Consider the following 14507-nt stretch of genomic DNA (forward strand, 5'->3'; position numbering starts at 1 on the left):
CCCCTATATGAGATTACGAATTTTGCAATTGCACGTCCCGCAGCGGTTCGAAGTTTTTGCGCAATTCTTCGTTTTCGATGATTTCCTTCCAAGGGTCGGTCGTCCGGCTCAGCGTATCTTCGATCCGGGCGGCCAGCGCCTGGCGTTCCTCGGCCTGCTCCAGCACGGCTTTGATGGCATCAAGGCCCACCCGTTCAACCCACTGCGCGGTGCGTTCGTTCCAGTTCGCCTGCTCGCGGTAATGCTGCAGGAACGCCGCCGTCCATTCAAGGACTTCATCTTCGGTTTTCACCACGCCGAGCAGATCCGCTGCCCGTACCTTGACACCGCCGTTGCCGCCGACATGGATCTCCCATCCGCCGTCGATGGCGACAACACCCAAATCCTTGATCGTCGCTTCGGCGCAGTTCCGCGGGCAGCCCGACACGGCCAGCTTCACTTTGCCCGGCGTATTCAAGCGCTCAAACGCCTTCTCCAACCGGATGCCCATGCCGATCGAATCCTGGGTACCGAACCGGCAAAAGGTCGATCCGACACAGGTCTTCACCGTCCGCAATGCTTTGCCGTACGCATGGCCGGACGCCATGTCCAGCTCCTCCCACACCTTCGGCAAATCCTCTTTCTTGACGCCAAGGAGGTCTAACCGCTGCCCGCCGGTGAACTTCACCATCGGGACGTCGTATTTCTCCGCGACCGCCGCGATTCGCTTGAGCTCGGCCGGAGAAGTTACGCCGCCGTAAATCCGAGGCACGACGGAGAAGGTCCCGTCCTTCTGGATGTTCGCGTGGTAACGCTCGTTGGCGAAGCGGGACTCTTTTTCGTCCACATATTCGGCCGGCCACAGCATACCCAGGTAGTAGTTCAGCGCCGGGCGGCATTTGGAGCAGCCCTCGGGTTCGCGCCATTCCAGCACGTTCATGACCTCGCGCACGCTCTTGAGCCCCATCTGCTTGATGCTTGCGACGATCTCGTCGCGGCTGAGCGGCGTACAACCGCAAATGCCTTCCTTCACCGCTTTGACATTGCCCTCGGCGTACAAATGCAACAGCCCTTCAACCAACGGTTTGCAGCCGCCGCAGGAGCCGGATGCTTTCGTGCAAGCCTTGATCTCGCCTACGCTGGCGCAGCCACCCTTCACCGCTTCGACAATCGTGCCTTTGGTAACGCCGTTGCAACCGCAGATGATCTCATCGTCGGACATCGCCGCCAACTTGGCATTTGGGGAGGAGGCCCCTGCCCCCGCCTGCCCCGGAGCATATCCGAGGAGCAACTCCTTCTCTTTCCCGGCCACGGATTCGCCGCTTTTGATCTTAGCGAACAACGAAGGGCCGTCCGTTGTATCGCCGAACATCACCGCTCCAATCAGCTTGTCGTCCTGTAGGACGATTTTGCGATACGTGCCTTCCAGTTCGTCTTGAATGCGCAGTGAGCGTGTGCCCGGAACATCATTGAAGTACCCTGCGGAAAATACATCCACCCCCGATACCTTCAACTTCGTGGAGGTCACGGATCCTTCGTACCCCGCCGTATCCACACCGGCTAATCGTTTGGCCAGCACACTGCCTTGTTCGTAGAGAGGGGCGACCAGCCCGTAGGCGATGCCGCGATGCTCGGCGCATTCCCCAACGGCATAAACGCCTGGCACACTTGCCTCCAAATAGTCGTTCACGACGATGCCTCGCGCTACCTCCAGCCCTGCCTCTTTCGCCAGCTCAATGTTCGGCTTGATGCCGACGGCCATCACAACCAGATCCGCTTCAAGCCGACTTCCGTCCGCGAACTCCAGCCCCTCGGCCCGCCGTCCGCCATAAATGTTAGCCGTTTGCTTCTGCAGAAGGAACTTCATACCCTGTGCCTCCAGCTCGCGCTGCAGCATCCGCGACGCCGGTTCGAAGAGCTGGCGTTCCATCAAATAAGGATGGATGTGCACGACCGAGACGTCCATGCCGAGATGCAGCAAACCGCGGGCAGCTTCCAATCCAAGCAAGCCGCCGCCGATGACCGCGGCTTGCTTATATTTGCGGGACGCCTCCATCATCAACTCGCAATCCTTGATGTCTCGAAACCCGATCACGCCTTCTTTGCGTGCCCCGGGGATCGGTAAGATGAACGGATTGGAGCCCGTAGCCAGAATCAGCGTGTCATAATCGGCTTTCAATCCGGATGCCGACACGACCTTGCGCTCCTTTGTATCGATCTGGACGACCGCATCGCCTAGATGCAGCCGAATCTTATTTTCCTCGTACCAGGCCAAATCGTTGATCACGATCTCCTTCATGTCGGCTCCTCCAGCCAGCACCGAGGACAACATAATACGGTTGTAGTTCGGATGCGGCTCCGCGCCAAAAACCGTAATTTCGTACGCTTCCGGAGCCAGCTTCAATACATGCTCTATTGTTCGCATCCCCGCCATTCCATTCCCGATCAGCACCATTTTTTTCTTTCGGTTCATCTCCGTCTCCCCTTTCTCGAATCGCGAAAAACACAAAAAGCCCGTCTCGCCCCTAGAAAGACGCACTTTTGCGTTTTTCCTTGGGTTGCGAAGACAGGCTCCATTGCCGCTTCTTGCAGGCACCTCATTGTGCCCGGCATTCCTTTATGGAATTTTGAATGACATTCTTGTGAATCCAGCGTTTGGTTGTCATTTACTATATAAGAGGATGGTGACGATGTCAATATATATTACATAAAATTGAGTAATCGAAATTTTTAATGTAAGTTAATGTGACATATGTATTGATTTTTCAGAAAAAAGGCGCGAAAATACACTTATCCCTTTAAATTTAAAATTCAATGTTAGGTTTTCTTTCCCTGCAACCAGACAGCGACGCCCTTTCCTTTACCGCTTTAAAGCTAAGCACCCGCTTAGATCTGGAAACACACCGTTATGGATAGGAGGGATCACCTCTCGATGCGCTTCTTATTGGTCATTCGCGAAGCTGTATTACCCGGGACTGCTCCGACAGATTCCTCGAAGTCTTTGCCCTTGGCTGAACCCGAAACCCTCCTCAAAACCAGCGGGTATCAGGTGTTTGCCTCCTGTCAGGAACCGTTAATCCGCAAGCGGATCAAGGAATTTGACGCCGCGGTGCTGGATATGCCGATCGAGGGCATGCAACGCTGGGGCACGTTGCTGCTTAGGTGGAGGCCGCTCCCACTCTTATGGTGGTGCAGCCCCGAAACGGCGAGTTACTCACTGGAGGCTTGCGAAACCGAGGTCCCCGTCGACGGCCTGCTATCCCCAACCATGACGGCGTCTGAACTGCATTGGGCGCTTCACTTCAGCGCCAAGCATTTCTTCGAGCGCCGGACGTGGCAGGATGAACGGGCCCAATTGGTTTCCCGGCTGGAGGAACGAAAGTGGATCGACATGGCCAAGAGCATCCTGTGCGACGTCAACAAAGTATCCGAAGCCGAGGCTTATGATCTGCTGCGCAAGCGAGCGATGAACGAGCGTAAACGGATGGTGGATGTGGCGACCTCGGTCGTCAAAGCTCACCAGCAATTGAAATTTTGAGAGGATTCTCGGCGCTAAACACTTGAACTTTTAATTTGCTTGCAAATAAAGGAGGGCTCTCGATGACGATGACGGAAATCCTGAAGGAAGTAGGCCGAGGCAAGAGAGGCGCCCGCGACCTGACTTACGAGGAGGCGAGCGCGGCTGCCGATCTGATGATCGGAGGCCAAGCGACACCGGCGCAAATCGGTGCCTTCTTCATGGCACAGCGGATCAAGCTGGAGAGTGTTGAGGAGCTGAAGGCGTTCGTGATCGCCTTCCGTAAGCATGCCCACCGCTCACCTATTCCGCAGGGATTGGACTGCGCCGGACCTTACGACGGCCGAACCACCTCCTTTATGGCAACGTTCGCTACCTCCTTCCTGCTGGCAGCAGGGGGATTACCCGTCACCTTGCACGGCACCCCGTCACTCCCGCCGAAATGGGGGGTGACTCTAACCGATCTGCTTGGCGGGTTAGGCGTCGACAGCCGATTGATGGAATGGGCACCGGCTGCGCGTCCAGCCGATTTTGCCGGGGTCCGCTTCGTGCCGGCGGAGGTCTGGTGCCCGCCGCTTGCGAAGCTTCGCCCGATCCGCGAGGAGCTAGGCTTGCGGACGATCCTGAATACGATCGAGAAGCTCCTGGACTTCAGCGACTCGCCTTATTTGGTATACGGTGTATACCACAACACGGTGTTCGACCGGATGGCCCAGCTTATCGAGCAGTTGGATTACCGGAGGGCGTTGATCGTCCAAGGCGCTCAGGGCTCAGAGGATCTGTTTATCGACCGCCCGACACGTACCTATGTGGTGGGAGGCGGCGAGGCCAGGTTGCAATTAGTCGACCCGGAGACCTACGGTTTAGACACCCCGCTGCCGGAAGAGGACGATACGGCCTGGACTGTGACCAAGCAGCTCCAGATCACCGAACAGGTGCTGCAAGGCCAGGCCCATCCGGCTTACGTGAATCAGGTGCTGCTGAACGGGGCGGTTCGCCTGGAGCTTGCCGGGCGTGTCGAATCCGTCGAGGAGGGCATCTATACCTGCAAAGCGCTGCTAGACGACGGCAGCCCGTGGGCGACTTACTGCAGTTGGCGCGATACGCTGCGCCTGGAGCAGGCCGTCGCCGCAGAACGCGCAAAAGCCCCCCATCAAGCCTGATTCCAGGCTGATGGGAGGCTTTCTCTTTAGCTATGGTCGAAATAGCGGTGAATTATCACCTTATTTCGTTGTATTTGACCCAATCGCCAAAAATAACGCCATAAAATCACCTTATTCCCTGGAAAAGTGCCCGTAATACGGCTAAACCGATAAATAAGGTGATTTTGTACCTCTATTGGGGCTGCCGGACGCGAATCGTGCGAAATAAGACCCATTCTTCATCTTATTTCGCTGCTAACTCGGTCACCGAGCGTCCCAGCACCAGGGACCCGTCATCAGGCACCAGGCACAGCCCCGTGTCAGTACGCCCCGCGAATGTGCTGAGCCACTTCGTTTTGGTAGAAAGCCGCCAGTCGCATCAATTCCGCTTCGCTGAACGAAGGCACGCCGATCGCACCAAGGTTGTCCTCGACTTGGCGCACGTTGCGGAAGCCAGGGATCACGCAGGTCACTTCCGGCTGATCGAGAATCCAGCGCATCGCCGCGCGGGCCATGTCGCCGCGCCCTTCGGCGATCCAGTCCAGTTGTGCCGCCAGCTCAACGCCCTTGGTGAACGGCAAGCCCGCAAACGTCTCGCCAACGTTAAATTGCTCGCCATTAGCGTTAAAGCTGCGGTGATCGTCCGCCGCAAAGGTCGTGTCCGGCTTGAACTTGCCGGTCAGCAGGCCGCTGGCCAGCGGAAGACGCACGAGGATGCCGACACCCGATTCCTGTGCCTTTGGCAGCAACTGCGTCAGCGGTTTTTGGCGGAACAGGTTCAGAATCACCTGCAGCGCTTTAACCCCGGGAACGCCAAGGCAGAACAAGCCTTCTTCCACCGTCTCTACACTGACGCCATAGTGGCGGATTTTACCCTCGGCCTGCAGCTTGTCCAACACCTCGAACACCCAACCGTCCTTTAGCACGGACAACGGCGGGCAATGGATTTGGTACAGGTCGATGCGCTCGCGCTCCAGCCGTTTCAGACTGGCTTCGCAGTAAGCCCGCACCCGCGCTTCCGAATAGGTCTCGAGGTCATGAATATCGCCGGCGCGGCAAAATTTCGTCGCGACATGAATGTGGTCTTCCTTCCCTTTGGTCGCTTTGGCGAGTAGCTGCTCGGCATGCCCGTCGCCGTACACGTCTGCCGTATCGAAGAAATTGACGCCTTCTCCAATCGCTTTATCCAAGCCCTTAAAGGCCTCATCATCATTGGTATTCCCCCAGCTCCCGCCGATGGCCCATGTGCCAAAGCTGACTTCGCTGACTTGCAGTCCCGTATTTCCGAGCTCCCGATATTTCATCGGTCTTCCCTCCTAAGGTTTGGTGGTGTCTAAGTCTCCAATAGGTTCTACACGCTTCAAAAGAGGCCCTTCAACAGAAGGACCTCTTTCTATATTACACCGAAAACGCCCGTAGAATAAAGCGTTTCCCTTTTTCCGATTCTCCGCTTAGTAAATCGTTCTTCCCCGTTCGTCAGGCACCCCGGATTTACGATAAAAATACGTGTTGATGACGTCACGCCAATGCTTGGCGTGTTCGGCCTGCTCGGCCAGCCGGCTCGCCACCGCGGCATGTCGCAACGGATCCACCCGATCACGAAGCACCGGTGCATCCCAGACATGCGTCAGTTCCTCCGCCGCCTCGGCTCCTGCAAAGTGGGTGTCATAGATGTGCTGAATCACCGTTTTTCCGGAATGCAGCCGGTAACTGTAAGATACGTGGTGAAAGAATAATAGAAGCTCATCCGGACACCTCTCCAGCGAATCGTACATTTCTTGGTTTGGGCTGAAATACTGCGCCGTATATCCCGTCCCCGTGGCCATCGTCCGGTCGACCCCAATTCCGTCCCGGTCGGCAAAATGATACGTTCCCCAACGCGAATACTCATACCCATCGACATCCGGCCCGTAATGGGAGTGCGGCACAACCATCCAGCCCACACCTAGCGGTGCCGTGTAACTCTCATAAATCGGCCAGGAGGCCATCAACATCTCGCGGATCGGTCCGGTTACCTCCGGGTCGCTGCCGAAGGTCATGTCGGCCCATTCCTCGGCAATCTGCTCCGAGGAGAGCTCCGGATCCCAGGTCAGCCGGCCGTAACCGTACAGGTTAGCCTGTGCCAACGGATGTCCGGTCCAATTTTCGTCATCGCCGATATTGGACACCGCTGCCACGCCGCTGAATTTCATGCCGAACAATGATCCGTCCACGACATGCTTCACCTCTGCCCCCGCGTTCGCCGCATGCGTATTGAAATCAAGCACCTGCTTCCACTGCGGGACCAGATAACACAGATGACGCTGCTGACCCGTGTATTCCTGCGTGATTTGGAATTCGATCATTTGGTTCGTGTGCTGCATCGCGCCAAACAATGGAGATACCGGCTCCCGCACCTGAAAATCCATCGGTCCATTCTTGATTTGCAGCAGCACGTTGTCGTGGAACTTCCCGTCCAGCGGCTTGAAATGGTCATACGCGGCGCGGGCCCGATCTGTCGAACGATCCCGCCAATCCTGCATGCAGTTGTAAACGAAGCAGCGCCAAATCACCAGTCCGCCGAATGGGGCCAAGGCTTCCGCCAACATGTTCGCGCCGTCGGCATGATCCCGTCCGTAAGCGAACGGGCCCGGACGATGCTCGGAATCCGCCTTCACCACGAATCCGCCGAAATCCGGGATATGCCGGTAGATCCGGATCGCGGCCTCCGCCCACCACCGGCGAACTCCCGAATCTAACGGATCCGCTGTCTCCAAATCACCCAGAGACAGCGGCGCCGCAAAATTGATGCTCAGAAACAAGGCAATCCCATAATCGCGAAACACCTCAGCTACGCGGGCCACCTCTGGCAAGTATTCCTCGGTGATCCACCGCGTCTCCCGTTCATGCACATTCACGTTATTGATCGAGATCGCATTGATCCCTACTGAAGCAAGCAAACGCGCATAATCAAGAACCCGTTGTAAATCCCGGACGATCTCGCCATCTCGATAAAATATCGATGCCCCCGCATATCCACGCTCGATCGAACCGTCGGCGTTATCCCATTGGTTGATCATCCGCAGTTGGTTTGCCGGTTGTTCCTCGGTGGCCAGACGAGCCGGCTCCCAGCCCTGCGCGATACCGAACAGCAACCGGAATACGCCATACAACACGCCGCTCGCGGAGCCGCCGTCCAGCTCCAGCCGTTCTATCCCGTCCACCGAAACCCATCTCAACGCGAAAGCATCCCGCCCATTATCCCAGCTCGGCGCCTCAGGAGCAAGCCCAGACGCAGGCTCCGCCGCTGCACGCAACACAAGGCAGGAATCGGCAAGCGGAACTTCGTGCAGCACCTCCGGTCTCGTTCCCAGCATCGCCTGCACACCATCTATCAACTCAGCGACCGCCGTGTTGAATACCCTGCCGTGCTGCTCCCCTTTGACGACAATACGCCCCAGCAGTCGACGATACTGGTCGAAGGGTTCGCCTTCCGGCTTCCTTTCATACTGCAGCCATGTTTTATATAGCGTGCTGTCGTTCATGATCGCTTCTCCTTAGCAAGAGCCGCGACGCGTTCAAACGCAGGCTTCGGCTGATGCGCCGCATCGAATAGAAACGGCCAGTTCTTCCGTCCACGGACCGGGAAATCATCCAGCCATGTGTAATCGTCCGCTGCCCCCCAGAAGGTCACTCCGCTGATGACCTGACGATACTCCAGCAGCAGCCGGAACACCGCCTCATAACGTTCAGCTTGAAGCTCCAGCATGGCCGGATCGGGAGAGGTCAAGTCGGTTCGCCGATCCTCGAAACGGAACATCGAGACATCCAGTTCGGTTAATTGCAATTGAAGCCCAAGGGAGGCATACTTCTCGATCGCTGCCCGAATCTCATCCAGCGACGGGTCGTACAAGTTCCAGTGGGCCTGCAAGCCGATGCCATGAATCGGCACCCCTTGCTCCAGCAACGATTGGACGAGTGCATAGATCTTATCGCGCTTCTGGGGGTTGGATTCGTTGTAATCGTTATAAAACAACAAGGCCTGCGGATCAGCCTCATGCGCATATTCAAACGCTTTGGCGATAAAATCGGGGCCCGCAATCTCCGTCCACTTCGAGGTGCGCAGCAGCGCCTCCCCCTCATCCGCAATCGCCTCGTTAACGACATCCCAGGCGTAGATGTCGTTCTTGTACCGGCCCACCACGGTATGAATATGCTCCCGGACCCGCTCCAGCAGCACATCCTTGCTAACCGTCCCACCTTGGCCATCTCGAAACAGCCAATCTGACGTCTGGTTGTGCCAGACCAGCGTATGTCCGCGCATCGCCATGCCGTATGCTCGGGCGAATTCAACTAGCCGATCCGCAGCTTCGAACGTATACGTCTGCTCCTCGGGATGCAGGCTGACGAATTTCATCTCGTTTTCCGCAGTAATACTGTTAAATTGATAAGCCAGCAAGGAATCCTGCGTCCGGATCGTTGCCGGATTGACCGCTGCACCGATTTTGAAATCGTCTGCGAACAATTGTTTTAATGCCGGTTCGGCACTGGATCTCTGATTCATATCTCGCAACCTCCTCGCAACCTGTGTCATTACTGGATGTCAAACCAATCGAAGCAGGCTGGAGCCTCACATGCCGCACCGTTGCCCGCCGCGTATAAACCAACGACAACGCCGGTAAAGCACATCTTTGAGACATAATCCTCGGGAGACAAAGCTAACGCAGTCTCCGAAGCCAATTCGGTCCACTGACGGCCGTCCAAGGAATAACAGAGCGTGTACTTGCTCTCGTCCGAGCGGATCTTCAAATGCACCGCGTCCGTATACACCGGCACGATGACCGCAATTCGTGTCTCCCCGCGGACGGTCACTCGGGCAACAACCTTGTTCTGACCGTCGTCCCTAGTTAGAAACACCTCGTAATGAGCAGCTTCATCCCGGCGAGCACATAAACCGGCTTCTTCGCCATCCTGGATCCCCTTGAATTGTAGCAACGTGCTCCATTCCGCTTGGACTTGTTGCTGCCTTCTGCCAACGAAGGCTACCGGGGCCACATCGTTTAACCCCGCAGCCTGCCCGCGTAAAGACAGCCAACCCGGACGTTCGCTCAGCGACCAGCTGCCCTCCACCGGATTACGAAGGAACGTCCAGGCCGGGGACAACGTATCCCCATCGAAATCGTCTTTCCCTACCAAGGCGGGATCCACGGCGTCCTCCGATCCATTCCCCGGCACCCGCGGCACGCTCATTTGGAGCTGGACCAAACCTTCGTTGTTGTCGATCATCGGCCAGCCATCTTCACTCCAGGTAACCGGAGCAAGGAAGGTTTCCCGTCCCAGCACGCTATAACCCGAACTAACTAACCGCACCCCAAGAAAGACAGCCCACCAATCGCCGTTCGGGTCTTCAATCAGATCGGCATGACCGAGATATTGAATCGGATGCTCGAGGCTGCGGTGAGTTAAGATCGGCTCCGGGTACAGCTCAAACGGTCCATATGGACTGGTGCCGCGGCCGATGATTTCCCGATGGTCCTTGGCGGTACCGCCCGAGGCAGTCATGATGTAGTACATGCCGCGAATCTTATACAAATGCGGACCTTCCGTCCAAGGCCCCCCATCGCCGTGCCAAATAACTACCGGCTCACTTAACGCTTCCCCGGTCGCAATATCGATTTCATATTGGATCGCGTGGGAGTCGTAATCTGCACCTTGCTGCGCCGTCACATAAACCTTCCCGTCCTCATCGAAGAACAGCGACGGGTCGATCCCGCCATACGGGATGCGGATCGGATCGGACCAAGGGCCTGCGGGATCGGTGGCCGTGACATAAAAATTACCGATTCCCCGCACATCCGTCGTGATCATATAGAACACGCCGTCATGATGGCGAATCGTTGTCGCATAGATACCGTCCGAGCTTAACCGATCCCGAAGATCCAATTGACTTGGCCGGTCCAGCACATGGCCGATCTGTTTCCAATGGATTAAATCCCGGCTGTGAAAGATCGGTACGCCGGGGAAGTATTCAAACGAACTATTCACCAAATAAAAATCATCCCCGGCCCGAGTGATGCTCGGGTCGGGGTAAAATCCGGGTAAAATCGGATTCGTGTAAGAGATTGGGGATTTCACCATTATTCTTTGACACTCCCTACGTTAAGTCCTACAACGAAATATTTTTGCATGAACGGATACACCAACAGGATCGGAACGGAAGCGACGACGGTGACCGCTGCTCGAATGGATAACGGAGTTACCCTCGCCGCGGCCGTATCTTGGGTCATACCCACCCCTGCCGCAACGGCCGGGTTACTGTTCGCGTTCATACTGGAAGACAACAACTTCATGAGTTCGTATTGCAAGGTGCTGAGCTCCTGTTTCGAAGAGGTGTAGATAAAAGCATCAAACCAGGAATTCCAGGCTCCAACGGCAACGAACAAAGCGATTGTAGCCAATACCGGCTTACAAAGCGGGAAAATAATGGTCCAGAAGATTTTGAAATCGCCTGCGCCGTCAATTCTTGCCGACTCCACCAAACTTTCAGGAATCGTCCCGATGTAAGTTCGGATGACAATTAAGTTAAATGCACTGATCATAGAAGGCAGAACGTAAACCAGGAAGTTATTGAGCAAATGTAGGTCCTTCATCAGGAAGTACCCCGGAATCAAACCGGCGTTAAAATACATCGTCAAGACAAAGATCGTCGTAATCGGTTTGCGGAATACGTATTCCCGCCGGCTTAACGTGTAAGCCAGCATCGTCGTCAGAAAGATATTCAAGATCGTCGACAATACCGTTCTCGCTACCGAGATTAGGAATGCATCATAGATGGTGCCGGATACGAAAACCGCTTTGTAGTTCTGCAGCGTAAACTCTCTCGGCCACAGGTAGATCCCGCCGCGGATCGTGTCATTGCCAGCATTCAAGGATACGACAATCGTGTTCAAGAAAGGATATAGGGTGACAATGACCAGGAAAATCATGAAAATCGTATTCATTGTATTAAAAAGAATCGGCTCTATCCGGCTTCTTCCTACTCTTCGATTGAATGCAGCAGCAGATACTCGCTCTGGGCTGATCGATTGGTTCGCCATCTCTATAACAACCTCTCTTCCCCTAGTCGCTTCGCCATCCAGTTCGCGAGGAGCAGCATGGTTATGCTAACGACCGTTTTGAATATACCGCCGGCGGTTGCCAGTGAGTAGTTGCCTTGAGCAATCCCGTATTTCAGAACGAAGATATCGATCGTTTCCGCCCAGTCGACGACCAGACCGTTACCAAGCAGGTACTGAACTTCGAAGCCGGCCTCCAGGATATGACCGATGGACATGATCAGCAGAATGACGATCGTTGGTTTAATGCCGGGAAGCGTGACATGGAACATTTTCCGGTACCGGCTCGCTCCGTCAATATCCGCGGCTTCATAAAGGGCTGGGTCGATCGCGGCCATGGCGGCCAAATAAATGATTGTATTCCAGCCAACCTCTTTCCAGACGTGGGAAGCGCCAACGACACCCCAGAAATATTTGCCTTCGCTTAACCATAAAATGGGTTCCTTGATCAAATGCAGCTTCATCAGGACATCGTTGATAATCCCGTCCGAAGCAAGGGACGTCGCGACGATCCCGGTAACGATGATCCAGGACAAAAAGTGCGGAAGATATGAAATCGTTTGGACGGTTCTTTTCCAAAAGATTTTTTTGATTTCATTCAGCAACAAAGCTAGTATAATCGCGGTTATAAAACCTAGCACCAGGTTAATGAAACCCATTGCCACTGTATTGCGCAGCACCCGGAGGAAGCTGTCATCCGTAAACAGAAATTTGAACTGTTTGAAGCCGATCCATTCCTGCTGAGCAAAGCTCCTTGCTGGTTTGTAATTTTGGAATGCCATCGTCCAGCCCCATACCGGGTAATAAGCAAATAATATGATATAAGCCAATAACGGGACCGACATAAAAATCAACTGCCGCTGACTCTTGACAAGGGACCAGGTTATTTGCTGTTTTTTTCTTTTTTTTGCTTTCGGGACGACGCGTTCCTTCGTTAAGGTCTCATCCATAATTGTTCTCCCCACAAAGCCTATTTTTTCGGAAAATGGAAGGCTCAGCGCCTTCCATTCTCCGATTTAATAATTACCTTATTTCACTGTCCAGCTGTCGATTCTCCATTTCAGCACTTCATTGATGCGGTCTTCGTAAGCTTTGATGTTGAGTTTACCGATCTCCCCGGTATACTCAGACCAAACCTTGTCGAAGTCGGCCGGATTGGCCAAAATAGCTTTAGGCAGATATTTCGTAGACAGATCGTTTTGTTTGGTGTTGACAATCTTGGCATCGGAGCCTTCCACCAAGTCAACGGACCATGCCGGGTAAGAAACCTCGTTTTCCGGAGCTGGGCTGAAGAAATCAACATAGCTGTTGTAGCCGTAGGCTGCCAGGAAGTTCTTGTCGTATTCTTCCAAACCTGCTTGGTATTCTTCAGGTTGTGCGGCCGCATCGGTCGCATTACCGTCGCTGAAATAGCCTTCCATTTTCGGACTGAATTTGTGAAGCGCATCCGCTTTATTAGCCAACTTCCAGGTGGCATCCGTAAACTTGTCGCGTTGATCCTGGGTTTTCATAAAGCGGCCTTCTTCGGTGACGATGTAGTCTTCGCCCTCAATACCCCAGGACATGACTTTTTGCCAATCTTCCTGAATCAGGCGGTCCCACATCTTGAGAATTTTGATTGCTTTCTCTTCGCCGGCATTGACGCTGATACCGAAGCCGTTGTTCAGATTCAGCGCTGGGCGGTCCAAATAGTGGTCCTTGATACTTGTATCATAGACCAGCGGTAAGCCAACATAGGTTCTTTCGTGATTTTTCGCGGTAATCAACACGTTCTCGGCGTCTTGGAAGTTCCAGTGCTGGTCAAACATCCCGAGTACGGTACCACTGGAAAGTTTAGCCATATATTGGTCGTAGTTTTGCGTAAACGTTTCTTTGTCGATCAAGCCTTGCGCGTTGACTTCGTTCAGCTTTTGATAATATTGCTTCGCGATATCTTTGTCCGCAAAGATTTCGGCTTTCCCGTCTTTAACGATAACGCCGCCGTCATTCGGATGGCCGACCAGATGCTGAGGAGCATTGAACAAGCCCCAGTTTCTCCAGTCGTAGTTCAAAATTTCGAAACCGATCGTCGGGCTGCCGTTGATGGTCGGATTCTTTTCCTTGTACTTCGCGATCAGGTCAAAATATTCGTCAAGTGTTTTCACTTGCGGGTAACCGGCATCTGCCAGAACGGCCTTTTGAATCCAGAAAGCCGGTCCCGAATACCAGGTCGTGCTGACTTCCCCGTTATAAGCCCCGTAGTTTGGAAGAATGTAGATATGGCCGTCGTTCGGGTCCTTCATCATGTTCCAGTATTTTTCATAGTGCTTTTTCAAATTTGGAGCGTGTTCTTCGATGAGGTCTTCCAGTGGGATATAAGCGCCCGCCGCCGTCAATTTCGTATTGCCCGTCATGATATCCGGGTAATCGGAGCCTGCGATCATAACGCCGAGCTTTTGGTTGATGTCCCCGGCGAGAAATTCGAATTTGAACGTTGCGCCAAGCTCATCTTTGATCTTCTTGTAGACCTTGTTGTCGGCCGTCGGCTGCTGACCGGCTTCCCCGATGAATGCGGTAATTTCAAACGGTTCAACCTTATCCCCGGCGTTGTTTCCGGTTGTTGCTGCCTGATTGCCGGTGTTGTTGTCGGCTTTGGTAGCGTTGTTTTTGCCCCCGCCGCATCCCGCAAGGATGACGCTGAGCGATAACAACAGAATCACGCTGAGCCGGAGCATTGATTTTGTCTTGCCCCCCATGTAAAGCACCTCCGTCATGATTTGTTGATGTTCAGGTGTT

General features: G+C 54.4%; 10 protein-coding genes. 2 read left to right on the plus strand and 8 right to left on the minus strand.

The window, feature by feature from the left end:
- Positions 1–13: 13 nt before the first annotated feature.
- Complete coding sequence (gene nirB, locus MKZ15_RS22220) at positions 14–2452, minus strand: nitrite reductase large subunit NirB (protein WP_339818256.1); 2439 nt, start codon at positions 2450–2452, stop codon at positions 14–16.
- Between the two features lie 459 nt (positions 2453–2911).
- On the opposite strand from nirB, the gene MKZ15_RS22225 reads away from it, so the two are divergent.
- Both MKZ15_RS22225 and MKZ15_RS22230 read left to right on the plus strand, forming a co-directional pair.
- Complete coding sequence (locus MKZ15_RS22225) at positions 2912–3517, plus strand: ANTAR domain-containing protein (protein WP_339818257.1); 606 nt, start codon at positions 2912–2914, stop codon at positions 3515–3517.
- A 62-nt stretch (positions 3518–3579) separates the two neighbouring features.
- The gene (locus tag MKZ15_RS22230; RefSeq protein ID WP_339818258.1) at positions 3580–4659 is read left to right on the plus strand and encodes an anthranilate phosphoribosyltransferase; all 1080 of its coding nucleotides are present in this window, start codon (positions 3580–3582) and stop codon (positions 4657–4659) included.
- 299 nt (positions 4660–4958) lie between these two features.
- Here MKZ15_RS22230 and MKZ15_RS22235 read toward each other — a convergent pair whose 3' ends face one another.
- From MKZ15_RS22235 to MKZ15_RS22265, 7 genes are all read right to left on the minus strand, one after another.
- A complete protein-coding gene (locus MKZ15_RS22235; protein ID WP_339818261.1) occupies positions 4959–5942 on the minus strand; it encodes an aldo/keto reductase in 984 nt (327 codons plus the stop codon).
- Between the two features lie 147 nt (positions 5943–6089).
- Positions 6090–8162 (minus strand): alpha-glucuronidase family glycosyl hydrolase, encoded by a 2073-nt coding sequence (locus MKZ15_RS22240; protein WP_339818263.1) that lies wholly within the window; start codon positions 8160–8162, stop codon positions 6090–6092.
- On the minus strand, positions 8159–9181 hold the full coding sequence (locus MKZ15_RS22245) for an endo-1,4-beta-xylanase (RefSeq protein WP_339818265.1): 1023 nt from the start codon (positions 9179–9181) through the stop codon (positions 8159–8161). The genes MKZ15_RS22240 and MKZ15_RS22245 overlap by 4 nt, the downstream gene beginning before the upstream one ends.
- 29 nt (positions 9182–9210) lie before the next feature.
- Positions 9211–10755 (minus strand): glycoside hydrolase family 43 protein, encoded by a 1545-nt coding sequence (locus tag MKZ15_RS22250; protein ID WP_193417002.1) that lies wholly within the window; start codon positions 10753–10755, stop codon positions 9211–9213.
- Entirely contained in the window at positions 10755–11714 is a 960-nt protein-coding gene (locus MKZ15_RS22255) for a carbohydrate ABC transporter permease (RefSeq protein WP_339818269.1), read from the minus strand. The genes MKZ15_RS22250 and MKZ15_RS22255 overlap by 1 nt, the downstream gene beginning before the upstream one ends.
- Positions 11715–11716: 2 nt before the next feature.
- Positions 11717–12682, minus strand: coding sequence for an ABC transporter permease subunit (locus tag MKZ15_RS22260; RefSeq protein ID WP_155604819.1), 966 nt, complete (start codon positions 12680–12682; stop codon positions 11717–11719).
- 78 nt (positions 12683–12760) lie between these two features.
- On the minus strand, positions 12761–14467 hold the full coding sequence (locus MKZ15_RS22265; RefSeq protein WP_155604818.1) for a sugar ABC transporter substrate-binding protein: 1707 nt from the start codon (positions 14465–14467) through the stop codon (positions 12761–12763).
- Positions 14468–14507: the final 40 nt, after the last annotated feature.

It is taken from the genome of Paenibacillus sp. FSL R7-0216, assembly GCF_037969915.1.
Classification (GTDB): Bacteria; Bacillota; Bacilli; order Paenibacillales; family Paenibacillaceae; genus Fontibacillus; species Fontibacillus rhizolycopersici.

What these genes read in the sequence shown, in the direction of transcription:
- MKZ15_RS22225 (WP_339818257.1), top strand. Translation starts at nt 2,912, where the DNA reads ATGCGCTTCTTATTGGTCATTCGCGAAGCTGTATTACCCGGGACTGCT.
- MKZ15_RS22230 (WP_339818258.1), top strand. Translation starts at nt 3,580, where the DNA reads ATGACGATGACGGAAATCCTGAAGGAAGTAGGCCGAGGCAAGAGAGGC.
- MKZ15_RS22240 (WP_339818263.1), bottom strand. Translation starts at nt 8,162, where the DNA reads ATGAACGACAGCACGCTATATAAAACATGGCTGCAGTATGAAAGGAAG.
- MKZ15_RS22265 (WP_155604818.1), bottom strand. Translation starts at nt 14,467, where the DNA reads ATGGGGGGCAAGACAAAATCAATGCTCCGGCTCAGCGTGATTCTGTTG.
- MKZ15_RS22260 (WP_155604819.1), bottom strand. Translation starts at nt 12,682, where the DNA reads ATGGATGAGACCTTAACGAAGGAACGCGTCGTCCCGAAAGCAAAAAAA.
- MKZ15_RS22235 (WP_339818261.1), bottom strand. Translation starts at nt 5,942, where the DNA reads ATGAAATATCGGGAGCTCGGAAATACGGGACTGCAAGTCAGCGAAGTC.
- MKZ15_RS22250 (WP_193417002.1), bottom strand. Translation starts at nt 10,755, where the DNA reads ATGGTGAAATCCCCAATCTCTTACACGAATCCGATTTTACCCGGATTT.
- nirB (WP_339818256.1), bottom strand. Translation starts at nt 2,452, where the DNA reads ATGAACCGAAAGAAAAAAATGGTGCTGATCGGGAATGGAATGGCGGGG.
- MKZ15_RS22245 (WP_339818265.1), bottom strand. Translation starts at nt 9,181, where the DNA reads ATGAATCAGAGATCCAGTGCCGAACCGGCATTAAAACAATTGTTCGCA.
- MKZ15_RS22255 (WP_339818269.1), bottom strand. Translation starts at nt 11,714, where the DNA reads ATGGCGAACCAATCGATCAGCCCAGAGCGAGTATCTGCTGCTGCATTC.